The 19,393-nt window shown below is 60.4% G+C and carries 20 protein-coding genes; 8 read left to right on the forward strand and 12 right to left on the reverse strand.

From position 1 onward, the window contains the following. Positions 1-96: 96 nt before the first annotated feature. The 5 genes from ACA049_RS29830 to dadA form a co-directional block, all read right to left on the reverse strand. Positions 97-522 carry a c-type cytochrome gene (locus tag ACA049_RS29830; RefSeq protein WP_497331886.1) on the reverse strand — a complete coding sequence of 142 codons (426 nt, stop codon included), beginning with the start codon at positions 520-522 and terminating at the stop codon, positions 97-99. A gap of 170 nt (positions 523-692) precedes the next feature. After that, the gene (locus ACA049_RS29835; RefSeq protein ID WP_007947433.1) at positions 693-1,241 is read right to left on the reverse strand and encodes a cupin domain-containing protein; all 549 of its coding nucleotides are present in this window, start codon (positions 1,239-1,241) and stop codon (positions 693-695) included. A 128-nt stretch (positions 1,242-1,369) separates the two neighbouring features. Beyond that, positions 1,370-2,443 (reverse strand): alanine racemase, encoded by a 1,074-nt coding sequence (alr, locus tag ACA049_RS29840; RefSeq protein ID WP_497331888.1) that lies wholly within the window; start codon positions 2,441-2,443, stop codon positions 1,370-1,372. Positions 2,444-2,539: 96 nt separating this feature from the next. Next, positions 2,540-2,893, reverse strand: coding sequence for a RidA family protein (locus ACA049_RS29845; protein ID WP_109626698.1), 354 nt, complete (start codon positions 2,891-2,893; stop codon positions 2,540-2,542). Then, positions 2,865-4,169 carry a D-amino acid dehydrogenase gene (dadA, locus tag ACA049_RS29850; RefSeq protein WP_497331890.1) on the reverse strand — a complete coding sequence of 435 codons (1,305 nt, stop codon included), beginning with the start codon at positions 4,167-4,169 and terminating at the stop codon, positions 2,865-2,867. The genes ACA049_RS29845 and dadA overlap by 29 nt, the downstream gene beginning before the upstream one ends. 157 nt (positions 4,170-4,326) lie before the next feature. Here dadA and ACA049_RS29855 point away from each other — a divergent pair, with 157 nt between their 5' ends. Further along, positions 4,327-4,815, forward strand: a complete 489-nt coding sequence (locus ACA049_RS29855) for an Lrp/AsnC ligand binding domain-containing protein (protein ID WP_010465173.1) — start codon at positions 4,327-4,329, stop codon at positions 4,813-4,815. A gap of 148 nt (positions 4,816-4,963) precedes the next feature. Here ACA049_RS29855 and ACA049_RS29860 read toward each other — a convergent pair whose 3' ends face one another. Continuing rightward, complete coding sequence (locus tag ACA049_RS29860) at positions 4,964-5,317, reverse strand: YkgJ family cysteine cluster protein (RefSeq protein ID WP_007947437.1); 354 nt, start codon at positions 5,315-5,317, stop codon at positions 4,964-4,966. A 147-nt stretch (positions 5,318-5,464) separates the two neighbouring features. Between ACA049_RS29860 and ACA049_RS29865 the strand changes: the two genes are divergently transcribed. Beyond that, the gene (locus tag ACA049_RS29865; protein WP_497331892.1) at positions 5,465-6,757 is read left to right on the forward strand and encodes an NAD(P)/FAD-dependent oxidoreductase; all 1,293 of its coding nucleotides are present in this window, start codon (positions 5,465-5,467) and stop codon (positions 6,755-6,757) included. Between the two features lie 131 nt (positions 6,758-6,888). Here the strand turns inward: ACA049_RS29865 and ACA049_RS29870 are convergent, their stop codons facing one another. Beyond that, positions 6,889-7,134, reverse strand: coding sequence for a DUF1127 domain-containing protein (locus ACA049_RS29870; protein WP_497331894.1), 246 nt, complete (start codon positions 7,132-7,134; stop codon positions 6,889-6,891). A gap of 179 nt (positions 7,135-7,313) precedes the next feature. Between ACA049_RS29870 and ACA049_RS29875 the strand changes: the two genes are divergently transcribed. Together ACA049_RS29875 and ACA049_RS29880 are read left to right on the forward strand one after the other, a co-directional pair. Further along, positions 7,314-8,747: an aminotransferase-like domain-containing protein gene (locus ACA049_RS29875; protein WP_497331896.1), complete on the forward strand. Its 1,434-nt coding sequence runs from the start codon at positions 7,314-7,316 to the stop codon at positions 8,745-8,747. Between the two features lie 60 nt (positions 8,748-8,807). After that, the gene (locus ACA049_RS29880) at positions 8,808-10,376 is read left to right on the forward strand and encodes a phospholipase D family protein (protein ID WP_497331898.1); all 1,569 of its coding nucleotides are present in this window, start codon (positions 8,808-8,810) and stop codon (positions 10,374-10,376) included. 138 nt (positions 10,377-10,514) lie between these two features. Here the strand turns inward: ACA049_RS29880 and ACA049_RS29885 are convergent, their stop codons facing one another. Beyond that, positions 10,515-11,660 (reverse strand): MFS transporter, encoded by a 1,146-nt coding sequence (locus tag ACA049_RS29885; protein WP_497331900.1) that lies wholly within the window; start codon positions 11,658-11,660, stop codon positions 10,515-10,517. A 189-nt stretch (positions 11,661-11,849) separates the two neighbouring features. After that, on the reverse strand, positions 11,850-13,343 hold the full coding sequence (locus tag ACA049_RS29890; protein WP_497331902.1) for an aldehyde dehydrogenase: 1,494 nt from the start codon (positions 13,341-13,343) through the stop codon (positions 11,850-11,852). 238 nt (positions 13,344-13,581) lie between these two features. Between ACA049_RS29890 and ACA049_RS29895 the strand changes: the two genes are divergently transcribed. Further along, a complete protein-coding gene (locus ACA049_RS29895; protein ID WP_109626712.1) occupies positions 13,582-13,944 on the forward strand; it encodes a cupin domain-containing protein in 363 nt (120 codons plus the stop codon). 181 nt (positions 13,945-14,125) lie between these two features. Here the strand turns inward: ACA049_RS29895 and rpmG are convergent, their stop codons facing one another. Then, complete coding sequence (gene rpmG / locus ACA049_RS29900; protein WP_007894709.1) at positions 14,126-14,281, reverse strand: 50S ribosomal protein L33; 156 nt, start codon at positions 14,279-14,281, stop codon at positions 14,126-14,128. Positions 14,282-14,292: 11 nt separating this feature from the next. Further along, positions 14,293-14,526: a 50S ribosomal protein L28 gene (gene rpmB / locus ACA049_RS29905; RefSeq protein WP_007894701.1), complete on the reverse strand. Its 234-nt coding sequence runs from the start codon at positions 14,524-14,526 to the stop codon at positions 14,293-14,295. Between the two features lie 445 nt (positions 14,527-14,971). On the opposite strand from rpmB, the gene ACA049_RS29910 reads away from it, so the two are divergent. Then, positions 14,972-16,558: an ABC transporter substrate-binding protein gene (locus tag ACA049_RS29910; RefSeq protein WP_497331904.1), complete on the forward strand. Its 1,587-nt coding sequence runs from the start codon at positions 14,972-14,974 to the stop codon at positions 16,556-16,558. Between the two features lie 128 nt (positions 16,559-16,686). Here ACA049_RS29910 and radC read toward each other — a convergent pair whose 3' ends face one another. Further along, positions 16,687-17,361, reverse strand: a complete 675-nt coding sequence (gene radC, locus ACA049_RS29915) for a RadC family protein (protein WP_497331906.1) — start codon at positions 17,359-17,361, stop codon at positions 16,687-16,689. A 136-nt stretch (positions 17,362-17,497) separates the two neighbouring features. On the opposite strand from radC, the gene coaBC reads away from it, so the two are divergent. Together coaBC and dut are read left to right on the forward strand one after the other, a co-directional pair. After that, positions 17,498-18,706 (forward strand): bifunctional phosphopantothenoylcysteine decarboxylase/phosphopantothenate--cysteine ligase CoaBC, encoded by a 1,209-nt coding sequence (gene coaBC, locus ACA049_RS29920; protein ID WP_109626718.1) that lies wholly within the window; start codon positions 17,498-17,500, stop codon positions 18,704-18,706. 5 nt (positions 18,707-18,711) lie between these two features. Continuing rightward, positions 18,712-19,167, forward strand: a complete 456-nt coding sequence (gene dut, locus ACA049_RS29925) for a dUTP diphosphatase (protein ID WP_497331908.1) — start codon at positions 18,712-18,714, stop codon at positions 19,165-19,167. The last annotated feature ends 226 nt before the right edge of the window (positions 19,168-19,393 follow it).

The following is a 19,393-nucleotide window of genomic DNA, read 5'->3' on the forward strand; positions in this document are numbered from 1 at the left end:
GCTTGCCGGGCCTTTGCTGCAAAGAATAGTCCCACGGGGCAAATCGCAGGCACAAAAAAGCCGCTCGCAAGCGGCTTTTTCGCTGGAGATGCAGGCTTATTTCAGGCCGGACATCTTCTGGATGGCGCCTTTGAGATCGGCGTCGGTGCAATCGGCACAGGTGCCTTTCGGCGGCATGGCGTTGATGCCGGAGATCGCCTTGGCGAGCAGACCGTCAACACCACCTTCCTTCTTGGAACGCTCGCCCCACGCAGCGCCATCACCGATTTTCGGCGCGCCCAGCAGGCCGGTACCGTGGCAAGCGTTGCAATGTTTGGCAATCACAGAGTCAGGGGTCTTGGCATCACCGCCACCCGCCGAAGCAGCGACTTCCATCCCCTTGCACTCTTGACCCGTCACACAGACCTGGCCGACGGGCTCAAGGCGTTTTGCAATATCGTCGTTCGTCGCAGCTTGAGCGCTGACAGCCCATAGGGCCAATACGGTTGCTGGTGCAGCCAGCATTTTCATAATTAGATTCACGCGTTCACCCTCAATGGTGGCTAGTCACGCCCACGGCCACGGTTCGCAGGCGGGCGCAAGTATAACGGTAAGCCCGCCGCACTGAAACAACCCCAAAGTCGAAGGGGTCTTGTTGCGCGGCGGAAAAACGCTTCGGGTGCCGCTGCCGTGCTGGCAGGACGCCTCTTCTCTTAGAAATTCGCGGGCGTGGCTGCGCTGATTAGTCGCGCCGGCGCATCGAACGGATTACGGAAACGGTGTGGCTTGGTACTTTCAAAGTAGTAGCTGTCGCCGGCTTCGAGCACAAAAGTTTCGAGCCCGACCACCAGTTCCAGTCGTCCTTCCACCAAAATGCCGGTTTCCTCGCCCTCATGGGTGAGCATCTCGTCACCGGTGTCGGCGCCAGGCGGGTAGATTTCATTGAGGAATGCGATAGCCCGGCTCGGGTGCGCCCGGCCGACCAGTTTCATGGTCACTGCGCCATCGGAAATATCGATCAGCTCGTTGGCTTTGTAGACGATCTGCGTCGGTTTTTCCTGCAGGATTTCTTCGGAAAAGAACTCGACCATGGACATGGGAATCCCGCCCAGTACCTTCCTCAGCGAACTGATCGAGGGGCTGACGCTGTTCTTCTCGATCATGGAAATCGTGCTGTTGGTGACGCCCGCGCGCTTGGCGAGCTCACGCTGGGAAAGACCTTTGAGCTTACGGATGGATTGCAGTCGTTCACCGACGTCCAATGCTGGAGCCTCCAGGGATTCAGGTTGTAGAAATATTGAGCGTTATCATGGCGACAGCGTTCAGTATTTACAACACTTTGGCCTGAATCCTGTTCAGCCAGGCGACTTCCGGCACGGACCGCTGACCGCTAACCCTCGGAATAGAGCTTTGGCACCCGGCGCAGGTTGCAGAAGATCTGATAGGGAATCGTGTCAGCGGCGGCAGCCACCTCGCTGGCGAGGATGTTCTTGCCCCACAACTCGACGGTCGAACCCAGGCCAGCCTGCGGCACATCGGTCAGATCGATGCAGAGCATGTCCATCGACACGCGGCCGATCAACTGGCTGCGCTGCCCGGCGACCAACACTGGCGTGCCGGTCGGTGCCTGACGCGGGTAGCCATCGGCGTAACCCATGGCCACCACGCCAACGCGCATTGGCTTGGGAGTGATGAACCTGGCGCCGTAACCGATCGGCTCGCCGGCCGGCAGTTCACGCACGCAAATCACTTTCGATTCCAGGGTCATCACCGGTTGCAGACGGGAAGCCACGGCGTTGGCCTCTTCAAACGGCGTGGCGCCGTAGAGCATGATGCCCGGGCGCACCCAATCACTCGGGATCTGTGGCCAACCCAGTACTGCCGGCGAATTGCGCAGACTGATCTCGGCGGACAAACCTTTACGTGCCGCTTCAAAAACAGCGACCTGCTCGGCACTGCTCTGATCGTGCAGCTCATCAGCGCGGGCGAAGTGGCTCATCAAGACAATCTTCGCGACTTTGCCGCTGGCCAGCAGCCGTTGATAGGCCGCCTGGTAATCCTTTGGATGCAGACCCACCCGGTGCATGCCCGAATCGAGTTTGAGCCAGACCGTGATCGGCTTGCTCAATGCGGCTTGCTCGATGACTTCGAGCTGCCACAACGAATGCACCACGCACCAGAAATCATGCTCGACGATCAGCGACAGCTCATCGGCCTCGAAAAAACCTTCCAGCAACAACACCGGCGCACGAATACCGGCGGCCCGCAGCTCCAAAGCCTCTTCGATACAGGCGACGGCAAACCCGTCCGCCTCGGCTTCCAGCGCCTGGGCGCAACGCACCGCGCCATGGCCGTAGGCATCGGCCTTGATAACGGCGAGGGCCTTGGCCCCCGTCACTTCACGGGCGATCTGGTAGTTGTGACGCAGGGCTTGAAGGTCGATCAGGGCACGGGCTGGACGCATGGCGGCAGACTTCTAGGCGGTCATGGGAATAAAAACCGGCGCTGGCTGACGGCGTGAACCGCCAACAGCACCGGGAGAGGGATCTTTCTGACAGGCTTATGGCAGAGCGGCTACAACCGACAGCTCAACCAGGATTTCCGGTTCGCACAGTTTCGACTCAACGGTTGCGCGGGCCGGGGCGACGCCTTTTGGCAGCCACTTGTCCCACACCGCGTTCATGCCTTCGAAATGCGCGTCGATGTCTTTCAGGTAAATCGTCACCGACAGCAAACGGCTCTTGTCGGTGCCTGCCAGATCGAGCAAACGCTCGATATTGGCCAGGGTTTCGCGGGTCTGCTGTTCAATCCCGGCACTCATGTCGTCGCCGACTTGCCCTGCCAGATAAACGGTGCCGCTGTGGACAACGATCTGGCTCATGCGCTCATTGGTGAGCTGGCGCTGGATTGACATGTTTTGCGGACTCCTGAAGTTTGGTGCCGTAACGGGAAATATCGAGGCCTTCGGCGCTGATTTGCGGCGTTTTCTTCGCCATCAGGTCCGCCAGCAAACGGCCGGAGCCGCACGCCATGGTCCAGCCGAGCGTGCCGTGACCGGTGTTCAGGAACAGGTTGCTGAACGGCGTAGCGCCAACGATTGGCGTACCGTCCGGGGTGGTCGGACGCAGACCGGTCCAGAAGCTCGCCTGGGCCAGATCGCCGCCCTGAGGATAAAGGTCGTTGACGATCATCTCCAGGGTTTCGCGCCGACGCGGGTTCAGCGACAGGTCAAAACCGGCTATCTCAGCCATGCCGCCGACGCGGATGCGGTTGTCGAAACGGGTGATCGCGACCTTGTAGGTCTCGTCGAGAATGGTCGAAGTCGGAGCCATCGCCGGGTTGGTGATTGGCACGGTCAGGGAGTAACCCTTGAGCGGATACACCGGGGCCTTGATGCCCAGCGGCTTGAGCAGTTGCGGCGAATAGCTGCCGAGGGCCAGCACGTAGCGGTCAGCGGTTTCCAGCTTGCCGTCGATCCACACGCCGTTGATGCGATCACCGGCGTAGTCGAGTTTCTGAATGTCCTGACCGAAGCGGAATTCCACGCCCAGTTTCACGGCCATTTCGGCCAGGCGAACGGTGAACATCTGGCAGTCGCCAGTCTGGTCATTCGGCAGGCGCAGGGCGCCGGCGAGGATATCGGTGACGCTGGCCAGGGCCGGCTCAACGCGGGCAATGCCGGCGCGGTCGAGCAGTTCGAACGGCACGCCGGACTCTTTCAGTACGGAAATGTCTTTCGCGGCGCCGTCCAGCTGAGCCTGGGTGCGGAACAGTTGGGTAGTACCGAGGCTGCGGCCTTCGTAGGCAATGCCGGTTTCAGCGCGCAATTCGTCGAGGCAGTCACGGCTGTACTCGGACAGACGGACCATGCGCTCCTTGTTCACGGCGTAACGGCTGGCGGTGCAGTTGCGCAGCATCTGCGCCATCCACAGGTACTGGTCGATGTCGGCGGTGGCCTTGATCGCCAGCGGTGCGTGGCGCTGCAGCAGCCACTTGATGGCCTTGAGCGGCACACCTGGCGCGGCCCACGGCGAGGCATAACCCGGCGATACCTGCCCGGCGTTGGCGAAACTGGTCTCCATGGCAGCGGCTGGCTGACGGTCCACCACCACCACTTCGAACCCGGCACGCGCCAGATAATAAGCACTGGTGGTACCGATGACGCCGCTACCCAAGACCATAACGCGCATTTTCATATCCCTCATCGCGGCTCGCCGCTGACGTTCGTAGTTGTAGAGCACTGATGTGCGCAGTGTAAAAAAGATTAGGCAGTGCTTTTCACTATATAACTGCTTATATTTGGCGAGAATTCTCGGCAAAAACCCTTTTCACGGAGGCGCATCCCCTATGCGTACCAACACTCAGACCAAACGTGAGCTGGACAAGATTGACCGCAACATCCTGCGGATCCTGCAAGCGGACGGGCGTATCTCCTTCACCGAGCTTGGGGAAAAGGTCGGGCTCTCGACCACGCCGTGTACCGAGCGGGTCCGGCGCCTGGAGCGCGAAGGGATCATCATGGGCTACAACGCCCGGCTAAATCCGCAGCACCTCAAGGGTAGTCTCCTGGTGTTCGTCGAGATCAGCCTCGACTACAAATCCGGCGATACTTTCGAAGAGTTCCGACGCGCGGTCCTGAAACTGCCCCACGTGCTGGAGTGCCATTTGGTGTCAGGGGATTTCGACTACCTGGTGAAGGCACGGATTTCCGAGATGGCGTCGTACCGCAAGTTGCTGGGCGACATTTTGCTCAAGCTGCCGCATGTGCGGGAATCCAAGAGCTATATCGTGATGGAAGAGGTGAAGGAGAGTTTGTGCCTGCCGATTCCGGATTGAGATATTTGTTGCCTGTGCTGGCCTCTTCGCGAGCAAGCCCGCTCCCACAGGGGATCTCCGTTACGCAGGAGTTATGTTCACTGAAGCTCAAATGTGGGAGCGGGCTTGCTCGCGAAGGCCGCGACTCGGTCCACCTGAATCAACACCTCTAGACCAACACCTGCCGAGTACTGGCCATGTACTCATGAATCTGCTTCTCCACCCGCGGATGAATCAGCTCCACCGGCCCCCGCCCATTGGGGCATGGCAAGGTCTTGGTGGTGCCAAACAGCCGACAGATCAGCGGCCGCTCGTCATACACCGTGCAGCCGTTGGGCCCAAGGTGCACACAGTTGAGCTCGTCCATCGCCGCATCCTGCTCGGCCCGGGTCTTGCGCGGCAGGCGCGACATTTCTTCCGGGGAGGTGGTCACCGGCCCACAGCAGTCATGGCAGCCGGGCACGCACTCGAACGAGGGGATCTGCTGGCGCAACGTGCGGATTTTCTGACTGTTGCAGCTCATCGAAGCGGTAACCAAAAGCGGAATAGACCGGGAGTCTGACGCAAAAGCCGCGATCCAGACAGCATCAACCGACCAATGTTGCCCGTGCCGGAAGGTCCGGCTTATGCTCCGTCACATTTTCCAGACACACGAATCAGGGACGCTCACATGAATGCCCGTGCCCAGCACACCGCCTCTTACTACGCCGCCAGCAGCCTGTCGCAGCCCGACCATCCGGTGCTGCAAGGCGACCTGGTGGCGGACGTGTGCGTGGTCGGCGGCGGGTTTTCCGGGTTGAACACCGCGCTGGAGCTGGCCGAACGCGGTTTCAGCGTGGTGCTGCTGGAAGCGCACAAGATTGGCTGGGGTGCCAGCGGTCGCAACGGCGGGCAGTTGATTCGCGGTGTCGGCCACGGCCTCGATCAATTCACCAACGTGATCGGTGCGGACGGCGTGCGCCAGATGAAATTCATGGGCCTGGAAGCGGTAGAAATCGTCCGCCAGCGCGTTGAGCGTTTTCAAATCCCGTGCGACCTGACCTGGGGTTACTGCGACCTGGCGAACAAGCCCAGCGACCTCGAAGGTTTCGCTGAAGATGCCGAAGAGCTGCGCGGCCTCGGTTACCGCTACGAAACCCGACTGCTTCAAGCCAGTGAAATGCACACGGTGGTGGGGTCGGACCGCTACGTCGGCGGCCTGATCGACATGGGTTCGGGCCATCTTCACCCGCTTAACCTGGCCCTGGGCGAAGCCGCCGCCGCGCAGCAGTTGGGGGCGAAGCTGTTCGAACAATCAGCGGTAACTCGCATCGACTACGGCACCGAAGTCACCGTCCATACCGCCCAAGGCTCGGTTCGCGCCAAGACGCTGGTGCTGGGCTGCAACGCCTACCTCAACGAACTCAACCCCGAGCTCAGCGGCAAAGTGCTGCCCGCCGGCAGCTACATCATTGCCACCGAACCCTTGAGTGAAGAACTGGCGCACTCACTGCTGCCGCAGAACATGGCGGCCTGCGATCAACGGGTGGCCCTGGATTACTACCGACTTTCGGCGGATCGACGCTTGCTGTTTGGCGGCGCTTGCCACTATTCAGGTCGCGACCCGAAGGACATCGGCGCGTACATGCGGCCGAAGATGCTGGAAGTCTTCCCGCAACTGGGCGGGGTGAAGATTGACTATCAATGGGGCGGGATGATCGGCATCGGCGCTAATCGCCTGCCGCAGATCGGGCGGTTAAAGGATCAGCCGAATGTGTATTACGCCCAGGCTTATTCCGGTCATGGCGTGAATGCCACGCATCTGGCGGGCAAGTTGCTGGCCGAGGCGATCAGCGGGCAGCAGGGAGGCGGGTTTGATCTGTTTGCCAAGGTCCCGCATATCACCTTCCCCGGGGGCAAGCATTTGCGTTCGCCGTTGCTGGCGTTGGGGATGCTTTGGCATCGGCTTAAAGAGTTGGTCTGAGGTATTTGTTGCGGTCTTGCGGACGCCTTCGCGGGCAAGCCTCGCTCCTACAAGTGTCGGTCGGAAAATCAACGCTAACCCTGTAGGAGCGAGGCTTGCCCGCGAAGAGGCCCGCAAAAACACCACAAGACTCAGATCCGCCAGAAAGGCTTGAGCCCCTCCTCCCGCGCCTGCTCCCGACTCAATCCGACATCCCTGAGCTGCTCCGGCGTGAGCGTCAGCAACGCCTTGCGCGTGTGCAGACGATGCCAGAACAGACCCCAGCGACTCAGGCCGGTCGGTGCGTTGCGCATGACCGCCTCGCGTGCGCCGTTGATTTGCCCTGCCGCCAGTTCCTGACTGTGTATCGTCAGCCGCACATCGCTCAAGCCGTTCATTTTGATTGCTCCTGTTTACTTGGGTAGCCAGAGCTTTCATGATGCGCGGACGGCAAAAAGCATTACAGATTCAACGAGACTGTATTAACTCCATACAGATTTACCGATTTAGCGTCTGAATCCTATAATTACGCCCGATCTGTATTGGTTAACTGAATCACCCACACCGAGGCTGCGCCATGACCCTTTACGTCAACCTCGCCGAATTGCTCGGCACGCGTATCGAACAGGGCTTCTATCGCCCCGGTGACCGGCTGCCGTCGGTACGGGCGTTGAGTGTCGAGCACGGAGTCAGCCTGAGCACGGTGCAGCAAGCGTATCGCGTGCTGGAAGACAGTGGGCTGGCGACGCCCAAACCCAAGTCCGGCTACTTCGTGCCGGTGGGTCGCGAACTGCCGGAGCTGCCGGCTATTGGCCGCCCGGCCCAGCGCCCAGTCGATATTTCCCAGTGGGATCAAGTGCTGGAGCTGATCCGAGCCGTCCCACGCAAAGATGTCGTGCAACTCGGGCGCGGCATGCCAGACATCACCACGCCGACCATGAAACCGCTGCTGCGCAACTTGGCGCGGATCAGCCGTCGGCAGGACATGCCCGGCCTGTATTACGACAACATCTACGGCACCCTTGAACTGCGCGAACAGATTGCCCGCCTGATGCTCGATTCCGGTTGCCAATTGACGGCCCACGATCTGGTGGTGACCACCGGTTGCCACGAAGCGCTGTCCACCAGCATTCGTGCCATCTGCGAGCCGGGGGATATCGTGGCGGTGGACTCGCCGAGCTTTCACGGCGCCATGCAGACCCTCAAGGGCCTGGGCATGAAAGCACTGGAAATCCCTACCGACCCGATCACCGGGATCAGCCTCGACGCACTCGAACTGGCCCTGGAGCAGTGGCCGATCAAGGCCATACAGTTGACGCCCAACTGCAACAACCCGCTGGGCTACATCATGCCGGAATCGCGCAAACGCGCGTTGTTGACGCTGGCACAGCGTTTCGACGTGGCGATTATCGAAGACGATGTGTATGGCGAACTTTCCTACAGCTACCCGCGCCCGCGCACGATCAAATCCTTCGACGAAGACGGCCGCGTCCTGCTGTGCAGTTCCTTTTCCAAGACCCTGGCGCCTGGCCTGCGCATTGGCTGGGTCGCGCCGGGACGTTATCTGGAACGGGTGCTGCACATGAAATACATCAGCACCGGCTCCACGGCGCCGCAACCGCAAATTGCGATCGCCGAATTCCTCAAGGCCGGGCATTTCGAACCGCATTTGCGACGGATGCGCACGCAATACCAGCGCAGTCGCGACCTGATGATTGACTGGGTCACGCGCTACTTCCCCGCCGGCACCCGCGCCAGCCGCCCGCAAGGCAGCTTCATGCTGTGGGTTGAACTGCCGGACGGCTTCGACACCTTGAAACTGAATCGCGCCCTGCACGACCAAGGCGTACAGATTGCCGTCGGCAGCATTTTTTCCGCCTCGGGCAAGTACCGTAACTGCCTACGGATGAACTACGCTGCCAAGCCAACACCGCTGATCGAAGAGGCGGTGCGCAAAGTCGGCGCCGCGGCGATCAAACTGCTGGCGGAATCGGATTACAGCACCGACTGACCTTTCTCAGGAATCCAGCGTCCATATGCCGACATTTGCCGCCAATCGGAACGATCCCACGTGAGAGTCAGACAGCCCCTGCTCGCTCTTCTGCTACTCGCCTCGTTCCTCGGCGGTTGCGCCAACTTCGATGTTCAGCGCGAACCGAGCCAGGCGCTGCCCGCCAGCGACTCGGCCTTCGGTCGTTCAATCCAGGCCCAGGCCGCGCCCCATGAGGGCAAATCCGGCTTTCGATTGCTGTCTAATAGCAGCGAAGCCTTCATGGCCCGCGCCGAGCTGATCCGCAACGCCCAAAGCAGCCTCGACTTGCAGTACTACATCGTGCACGACGGCATCAGCACGCGGATGCTGGTGGACGAATTGCTCAAAGCGGCGGATCGCGGCGTGCGGGTGAGAATCCTGCTCGATGACACCACCAGCGACGGCCTGGACTGGATCATCGCTACCCTCGCCGCACACCCGCAGATCCAGATCCGCCTGTTCAACCCACTGCACTTGGGCCGCGCCACCGGCGTGACGCGTACCATGGGCCGCTTGTTCAACCTGTCGCTGCAACACCGGCGCATGCACAACAAGCTGTGGCTGGCAGACAACAGCGCAGCCATCGTCGGCGGTCGTAATCTGGGAGACGAATACTTCGATGCCGAGCCCAACCTGAATTTCACCGACATCGACATGCTCAGCGTCGGGCCGGTGGCCGAGCAGCTTGGCCACAGCTTCGACCAGTACTGGAACAGCGCGCTGAGCAAGCCGATCGACGAATTCCTGTCGAGCAAACCGACGCAAAAGGACCTGCAAAACACCCGCACGCGCCTGGAAGAATCGCTGGAAGAGACGCGCAAGCAGAATCACGCGCTGTATCAGCAGTTGATGACTTACACCACCAGGCCACGCCTGGACATCTGGCGCCGGGAGCTGATCTGGGCGTGGAACCAGGCGTTGTGGGATGCGCCGAGCAAGGTCTTGTCGGACGGCGAACCAGACCCGCATCTGCTGCTGACCACGCAACTGGCGCCTGAGCTCACCGGCGTCAGTAAAGAACTGATCATGATCTCGGCTTACTTCGTACCGGGGCAGCCGGGGCTGGTGTACCTCACCGGCCGGGCCGACGCCGGGGTGTCGGTGAGTTTGTTGACCAACTCGCTGGAAGCCACGGACGTGCCGGCGGTGCACGGTGGTTATGCGCCTTATCGCCGGGCGCTGCTGGAACATGGCGTGAAGTTGTACGAATTGCGCCGCCAACCCGGCGAAGGTGGCGGCAGCGGGCCGCATATTTTCTACAGCAAGTCTTACCGGGGTTCCGATTCCAGCCTGCACAGCAAGGCGATGATCTTCGACCAGCAGAAATCCTTCATCGGCTCGTTCAACTTCGACCCGCGCTCGGTGCTGTGGAACACCGAAGTCGGGGTTCTGGTCGACAGCCCCGAACTCGCCGCGCATGTGCGCAGAGCGGCGATGGAGGGTATGGCGCCACCCTTGAGTTATCAGGTGAAACTGGAAAATGACCGGATCGTCTGGGAGACCGAAGACAACGGCAAAATGCACGTGCTGACCAAGGAGCCCGGGAGCCTGTGGCGCCGCTTCAATTCCTGGTTCAGCACGGCGGTCGGCCTGGAGCGGATGTTGTAATACCCGCCATATATCCCCTGTGGGAGCGGGCTTGCTCGCGAAAGCGGTGGGTCAGTCGACATCATCGTCGGATGATGCACCGCTTTCGCGAGCAAGCCCGCTCCCACAGGGGGTATGTGGTTGGTTGGCAGTTTGGATTTAAGCAGGTTCAGCAACCGTGCCAAACGCGCCCTGACGCATCAGCAGAATCACCAACCCGAACGCCCCCGCCGCCATCAGCAGCGGCAACGCATGCCCGCTGATCCACTGGCTGCCGGCACCCGCAGCCAACGGCCCGATCAGGCAACCAATGCCCCACAGCTGCGCAATGTGCGCGTTGGCTCGCACCAGCGCATCGTCGCGATAGCGTTCGCCGATCAGGATCAGCGACAAGGTGAACAACCCTCCGGCGCTGGCGCCAAACAGCACCCACAACGGCCAGATCAACAACGTGTCGATGAGCAACGGGATTGCCAGGCTCGAGACCAGCAACACCACCGCACAACCGGTGAACAGCGTGCGACGCGACAAGCGATCCGCCAAGGCGCCAATCGGCAGTTGCAGCAAGGCATCCCCCACCACCACGGTGCTGACCATCGCCAGCGCGATTTCCGTGGTGAAGCCTTGGCGCAGGCAGTAAACCGGCAACAAGGTCAGGATCATCGCTTCGAACGCCGCGAACAGCGACACCGCCCAGGCAATCGCCGGCAGACCTCGGCAGAAGCTCCACAAGTCGCTGAAGGTCACACCGGCAGCCTCACTGGACGGTGCGCCGCTACGGCCCAGCAACAGGAACGGTGCCGCCGTGAGCAAACCCACGCCAACCCAGAAGCCGTAATCGTGCTCGGTGCCCACAACGCCCAGCAACAACGGCCCGGCGAGCTGACTCAGCGCATAGCTGCTGCCGTACAGCGCCACCAAACGCCCGCGCCATTGTTCGACCACAAGTTGGTTGATCCAGCTTTCGCCGAGGATGAAAACCAGGGTCAGGATCACCCCGATCATCAGGCGCAACAGCAGCCAGATCGGGTAACTCGGCAACAGCGCCAGCAAACCGATCGACACCGCCCCGGCCCACAGACACAGGCGCATCAGATTGGCCGTGCCAAGACGCGAGGCCAGATGGCTGGAGATCTTCGCCCCCAGCAATACGCCAATCGCTGGCATGGCAGCCATTACGCCGATGGCAAACGAACCGTAACCCCAGCCTTCCAGGCGAAACGACACCAGCGGCATGCTGACACCCAGGGCCAGGCCGACACTCAAGACCGACGCCAACACGGCGAAATAAGTCGCCCAACGCATTTCCCACGCTCCTGTGGATATTTTTTTCACAGATGACACAAAACAAATGTGGGAGCGGGCTTGCTCGCGAAGAGGCCATCACATCCAACATCATCGTTGGCTGTTACGGCGCCTTCGCGAGCAAGCCCGCTCCCACAGGGGATCTGCGTCGCTCAGGAGCCCGGTTGGTTACCGGGCTCCGTCACTGGCTTACAACTTGATCCAGGTCGCCTTCAGCTCGGTGTACTTGTCGAACGCATGCAGCGACTTGTCGCGGCCGTTACCCGACTGCTTGAAGCCGCCAAACGGTGCGGTCATGTCGCCGCCATCGTATTGATTGACCCAAACGCTACCGGCACGCAACGCGCGAGCAGTCAGGTGCGCCTTGGAGATGTCCTTGGTCCACACCGCAGCGGCCAGGCCGTATGGCGTGTCGTTGGCAATCGCAACGGCCTCTTCGGCGGTGTCGAAAGTAATCACCGACAGCACTGGGCCAAAGATCTCTTCCTGGGCGATTTTCATCGCGTTGGTCACGCCGTCGAAAATCGTTGGCTCAACGTAGGTGCCACCAGATTCCTGGAGCGTGCGCTTGCCGCCAGCCACCAGTTTGGCGCCATCGGTATGGCCGGATTCGATGTAGGACAGCACGGTGTTCATCTGCTGGGTATCCACCAGTGCGCCGACGTTGGTCGCAGGGTCCAGCGGGTTGCCCGGCTTCCAGGTTTTCAGCGCTTCGATCACCAGCGGCAGGAAGGTGTCCTTGATCGAACGCTCGACCAGCAGACGCGAACCGGCGGTGCAGACTTCGCCCTGGTTGAAGGCGATGGCACCCGCCGCCGCTTCGGCTGCGGCTTGCAGGTCCGGGGCATCGGCGAACACGATGTTCGGGCTCTTGCCGCCGGCTTCGAGCCAGACGCGCTTCATGTTCGATTCGCCGGAGTAGATCAGCAGTTGTTTGGCGATCTTGGTCGAACCGGTGAACACCAGTGTGTCGACATCGTTGTGCAGGGCCAGGGCCTTGCCGACGGTGTGACCGTAACCCGGCAGAACGTTGAGCACGCCTTTCGGGATGCCGGCTTCAACGGCCAGTGCGGCGATGCGGATAGCCGTTAGCGGGGATTTTTCGGACGGCTTGAGGATCACCGAGTTACCGGTGGACAGCGCCGGGCCGAGTTTCCAGCAGGCCATCATCAACGGGAAGTTCCACGGCACGATGGCGCCGACAACACCAACCGGCTCGCGAGTCACCAGACCCAGCTGATCGTGCGGGGTCGCGGCGACTTCGTCGTAGATCTTATCGATGGCTTCACCGCTCCAGCTCAGGGCTTGCGCCGCGCCAGGAACGTCGATGTACAGGGAATCGCTGATCGGCTTGCCCATGTCCAGGGTTTCAAGCAGGGCCAGCTCTTCGGCGTGCTGCTTCAGCAGGCCGGCGAAACGGATCATGGTGGCTTTGCGTTTGGTCGGCGCCAGGCGCGACCAGACGCCGGAATTGAACGTGGCGCGGGCGTTTTCAACAGCGCGCTGGGCGTCGGCGGCGTCACAGCTGGCGATCTTGCCCAGCAGACGGCCATCGACCGGGCTGATGCACTCGAAGGTCTCGGCGGAGACGGCATCGGTGTATTCACCATTGATGTAGGCGCGGCCTTCGATCTTCAGATCGCGAGCCCGTTGTTCCCAATCGGCACGAGTCAGGGTGGTCATTCGAGTGTCCTCCTCTTATTGAATACGAGCGCCCCGCGGTCTTCGCGGGCGCTGTCAGGAATTCTGCCCAGCCAGCCTGATTTTTCGGCCCAAGGCAACCGCCACCCTAAACCAGCGGCCGGTGTAGTTTCAATATATTTGACACAAGGCCGGCAAACGGCCTTGCGATGTTCATTTTAATAAACATAGACTTTGGGTCTTTTCAGCCATCGCGCCGCAATCACGGGGAATTACAACAATGAATATCCAGGATGTCGTCGACTTCAGCCTCGCCACTACCGAGCCCGAGCGCTACAAACCGGATCAGGCGAAAATCCTGAAGGGCGATCCCGAACAAGTCGTTTACAACCACTACAACAGCCCTTGCGGCCAGTTGAATGCGGGCGTGTGGGAAGGCGCTGTTGGCCAGTGGCACGTGAACTTCACCGAGCATGAGTACTGCGAAATCATTCAGGGCGTTTCAGTACTGCGCGACAACGAAGGCAACGGCAAGACCTTGCGCGCAGGCGATCGCTTCGTGATTCCGGCCGGGTTCCGCGGCACCTGGGAAGTGCTGGAAACGTGCCGCAAGATTTATGTGGCGTTTGAACAGAAGGCCTGAGGATTTGTATCAGCCGGGCCGGCCTCTTCGCGGGCAAGCCTCGCTCCTACAGTGGATTGCGTCCATCCTGTAGGAGCGAGGCTTGCCCGCGAAGGCGTCCTGGAAGGCAACACAAATCGCAGGCAACAAAAAAGGCCCGTATCTCGCGATACGGGCCTTTTTCGTAAGGAGGAAAAATCAATTACTTGATTTTGCCTTCTTTGTAGATCACGTGCTTGCGAACAACCGGATCAAATTTCTTGATCTCGATTTTGTCCGGGGTAGTACGCTTGTTCTTGTCGGTAGTGTAGAAGTGACCAGTACCGGCGCTCGAAATCAAACGAATCAATTCACGCATGATTAGCTCCCTTAGATCTTGCCGGCTTTGCGGATTTCGGCCAGCACGACAGTGATGCCACGCTTGTCGATGATACGCATGCCTTTGGCAGATACGCGCAGACGCACGAAACGTTTCTCTTCTTCAACCCAGAAGCGGTGATGCTGCAGGTTCGGCAGGAAACGACGACGGGTTTTGTTGTTTGCGTGGGAAATGTTATTCCCAGTCACCGGACCCTTACCGGTAACTTGACATACTCTCGACATGCCTCAGCCCTCTAAAACCACATGCCCAACCCGGCATGGGTTGGCCGCTTAATCTCTCAGTCATTTGGCGCCAGGCGCCGCGTTTCTTTAGAGGTCTTACCGGCTACACCTACAGTGAAGGAACCGGGCCCCTAGAAAAGAGCGCTGCTTTATACCAGAAAGACTGAAGAGCAACAACATTCCGTGTGCGCGGACTTGATAAATTCCCCGTTTTTCCGGCGCCGAGCGCCTTGGATAAAGGCTGTCGTCGATTAAGACCGCTCGTCGCAGAGAATCGGCCAATCGACCGATTCCGGGTTTTCTTCGGCCCGCATCACCGAAAACAAGCGCACATAGTCCCCTTAAAATGAAAAAGGGGATAGTCATTTGCAAAAGAGCCCACTAGGGTAAGCCTTTTCCAGACTGCACTTGCAGATGGGCCTTCGATGTGTAAAGGAATCCGACCATGCGCCTCGCTGCCCTACCGCTGTTGCTTGCCCCACTACTGCTGAGCCCGATGGCCCATGCCGCCGGCCTGACCGTCTGCACTGAGGCCAGCCCGGAAGGGTTCGACGTGGTGCAATACAACTCGCTGACCACCACCAACGCCTCAGCCGATGTGCTGATGAACCGTTTGGTGGACTTCGACACGGCCAGCGGCAAAGTGGTCGCCGGCCTCGCGGACAGCTGGGAAGTTACGCCCGACGGCCTGACCTACGTGTTCAAGCTGCACCCGCAGGTGAAATTCCATCGCACTGAGTATTTCAGCCCGACGCGTGAACTGACCGCCGAAGACGTGAAATTCAGCTTCGACCGTATGCTTGACCCGGCTCACCCTTGGCACAAAGTCGCCCAGAGCGGCTTCCCGCACGCTCAGTCGATGCAGTTGCCGGCGCTGATCAAGAAGATCGACGCCCTGGACCCGCTGACCGTGCGTTTCACCCTCGATCACCCGGACTCGACCTTCCTCGCGACCCTGAGCATGGGCTTCGCCTCGATCTATTCAGCCGAATACGCCGACAAGCTGTTGAAGGCCGGCACGCCCGAGAAGCTCAACAGCCAGCCGATCGGCAGTGGCCCGTTCGTGTTCACGCGCTTCCAGAAAGACGCGTCGATTCGCTACAAGGCCAACCCGGACTACTTCCGTGGCAAACCGTCGGTGGACCCGCTGATCTTCGCTATTACCCCGGATGCCAACGTGCGCTTGCAGAAATTGCGCCGCAACGAGTGCCAGATTGCCCTGTCACCCAAACCTCTGGACGTACAGGCAGCACTGAAAGAACCGACCCTGAAAGTGGAAAAGACTGACGCCTTCATGACCGCGTTCGTCGGCATCAACAGCCAGCACCCACCGCTGGATAAACCCGAAGTGCGGCAGGCCATCAACCTCGCGTTCGACAAGACCAACTACGTCAAAGCCGTGTTCGAAGACACCGCCGAGCCCGCCAACGGCCCGTACCCGCCGAACACCTGGAGCTACGCCAAAGGCTTGCCGGGCTACCCCCATGACGTTGAAAAAGCCAAAGCCTTGATGGCCAAGGCCGGGCTCAAGGACGGTTTCCAGACCACCATCTGGACCCGACCTTCCGGCAGCCTGCTCAACCCGAACCCGAGCCTCAGCGCGCAGATGCTGCAAGCCGACCTCGCGGAAATCGGCATTCAGGCTGAAATCCGGGTGATCGAATGGGGCGAACTGATCCGCCGCGCCAAGGCCGGCGAGCACGACCTGCTGTTCATGGGCTGGGCCGGTGACAACGGCGACCCGGACAACTTCCTCACGCCGCAGTTTTCCTGCGCCGCAGTTAAATCCGGCACCAACTTCGCCCGCTACTGCAACCAGGAGCTGGACAAGCTGATCAGCGCCGGCAAGACCACCGGCGAGCAAGGGGTGCGCACCAAGCTCTATGAACAAGCCCAGGCGCAGATCCAGCAGCAGGCGTTGTGGCTGCCGCTGGCGCATCCGACTGCTTTTGCGCTGACGCGTAAAGACGTCGAGGGTTACTCGGTGAGCCCATTCGGCCGCCAGGACTACTCCAAGGTAAACCTCAAGTAGCCCGCCCTACACAAAACCTGTGGGAGCGGGCTTGCTCGCGAATGCGGTGTGACATTCAACATTGATGTCGACTGACACTGCCCCTTCGCGAGCAAGCCCGCTCCCACAGTGGATTTGTGTTCGCCCCGCTACATCCACCCATACTCGGCCATCGACAGCGGATCGCCATCACCGATGATGAAATGGTCAAGCACTCGCACATCGATCAGATCCAGCGCTTCTTGCAGGCGCTTGGTCAGCGTTCGGTCGGCTTGACTGGGGTTGGTATTACCCGACGGATGGTTGTGACAGAGGATCAACGCTGCAGCGTTGTGGGCCAATGCCCGTTTGACCACTTGCCTCGGGTAGACACTGGTATTGTCGATGGAGCCGCGAAACAGCACTTCAAAGGTCAGTACTTGATGCTTTGAATCCAGAAACAGACAGCCGAACACCTCGTGAGGCTCGTGGCGCAACATTGATTTCAGGTAATCCCGAACGGCCTGTGGATTTTCCAGCGCCGATTTTTGCCGCGCACGCTCGGCCAAATGCCGTCGGCCCATTTCCTGGGCCGCTTGCAACTGCGCAAATTTCGCGGGCCCGAGCCCCAACTGACTGCTGAACGCGGCTTGATCGGCCTCAAGTAATGAACGCAGGCTGCCAAACTGATTCAACAGGTGCCGCGCCAGATCCACCGCGCTTTTACCCGCCACGCCGGTTCGTAAAAAAATCGCCAGCAACTCGGCGTCCGAGAGGCTCCCCGAGCCCAACTCAAGCAACCTCTCCCGCGGCCGTTCCGCCGCCGGCCAATCCCGAATACTCATAGCACCTCCATGGTCTGTGGGCGCCGCTGTTCCATAGCGGTCGCTGTGATATCGTAGCCCATCTTTTTTGCGAGCGATTTCACTCCTGGGGAGGGGGTATCGCCACGCAGTCATCAACGAAATGAAAGGCAGACCTATGCAGCGGCTGTATCGGAAACGCATCGTTCTGGGCGTCGGCGGCGGCATTGCTGCCTACAAGAGCGCCGACCTGGTTCGCCGCCTGATCGACCAAGGCGCCGAAGTGCGCGTGGTCATGACCCGTGGCGGCAGCGAGTTCATTACCCCGCTGACCATGCAGGCCTTGTCCGGGCACCCGGTCCACCTCGACCTGCTGGACCCGGCGGCTGAAGCTGCCATGGGCCATATCGAGCTGGCCAAGTGGGCCGACATGGTGCTGATCGCTCCTGCTACGGCGGACCTGATCGCCCGTCTGGCCCAGGGCATTGCCGACGATCTGCTGACCACGCTGGTGCTGGCCACCGATGCCGTGGTCGCCGTTGCCCCGGCGATGAACCAGGCCATGTGGCGCGACCCGGCGACCCAGGCCAACCTGCAAATCCTCGAAAGCCGCGACATCAAAGCCTTCGGCCCGGCCTCCGGCAGCCAAGCCTGCGGTGACGTCGGCCTGGGCCGCATGCTCGAAGCCGTCGAACTCGCCCAATGCGCGGCGGACTGCTTCAAGCGTCAGGCATTGACCGGCAAACACGTACTGATCACCGCCGGCCCGACCCAGGAAAACATCGACCCGGTGCGCTACATCACCAACCACAGCTCCGGGAAAATGGGCTTTGCCCTGGCCGAAGCCGCGGTGGAAGCCGGCGCCCGCGTAACCCTGATCACCGGCCCGGTGCACCTGCCGACTCCGGATCGCGTCACGCGCATCGACGTGGTCAGCGCCCGCGACATGCTCGCCGCCTGCGAAGCCGCGATCCCCTGCGACCTGTTCATCGCCTCGGCAGCGGTCGCGGACTACCGCCCGGAAGTCGTCGCCCCACAGAAACTCAAGAAAGACCCTACGAACGGCGACGGCTTGTTGCTACAGATGGTGCGCAACCCGGACATCCTGGCCACCATCGCCACACGCCCCGACCGTCCGTTCAGTGTCGGTTTCGCCGCCGAAACCGAACATCTGCTCGACTACGCTGCACGCAAGTTGAAAGACAAGAACCTCGATTTGATCGTCGCCAACGACGTTGCGAACCCGAGCATTGGCTTCAACAGCGAAGAAAACGCCTGCAGCGTGATCGACCGTGAACTGCACGCCACACTTTTCGCCCAGACCAGCAAGAGCAAAATCGCTCGCCAGCTGATCACTTTTATCGCCGAACGTCTGAACCAGGTTTAATTTACATGCACGCTTTGCAAGCCAAGATCCTCGATCCCCGCATCGGTACCGAATTCCCGCTGCCGCAGTACGCCACGCCAGGCTCCGCCGGCCTCGACCTGCGCGCCATGCTGGAAAAAGACACTGTCATCAAACCGGGTGAAACCGTGCTGATCCCGACCGGCCTGTCCGTCTACATTGGCGATCCGGGTCTGGCCGCGCTGATCCTGCCGCGCTCCGGCCTGGGCCATAAACACGGCATCGTGCTGGGCAATCTGGTCGGTTTGATCGACTCGGATTACCAGGGCCCGCTGATGGTCTCGTGCTGGAACCGTGGCCAGACCGAATTCACCATGGTCGTTGGCGAACGTTTGGCCCAGCTGGTGCTGGTGCCGGTGGTTCAAGCGCACTTCGAGATGGTCGAAGAGTTCGTAGAAACCGAACGCGGCGCGGGTGGTTTCGGGCATTCCGGCAGCCATTGATCCGATAGATGTCCTCCCTGTAGGAGCTGCCGAAGGCTGCGATCTTTTGATTTTCGATTTCAAGATCAAAAGATCGCAGCCTTCGGCAGCTCCTACAGGGGACGCTCTCTTGCCACAAAAATTGCGTCAGCATCAGCGATCGTTTTAGCTTCGAAAATCAGGGGATTGGCCGGCCAAATGCTCGCTGAAACCGGGGTCATGGCCTTTACACACCACGAACTCTCAG

The sequence above is a fragment of the Pseudomonas sp. LBUM1662 genome, assembly GCF_059695915.1.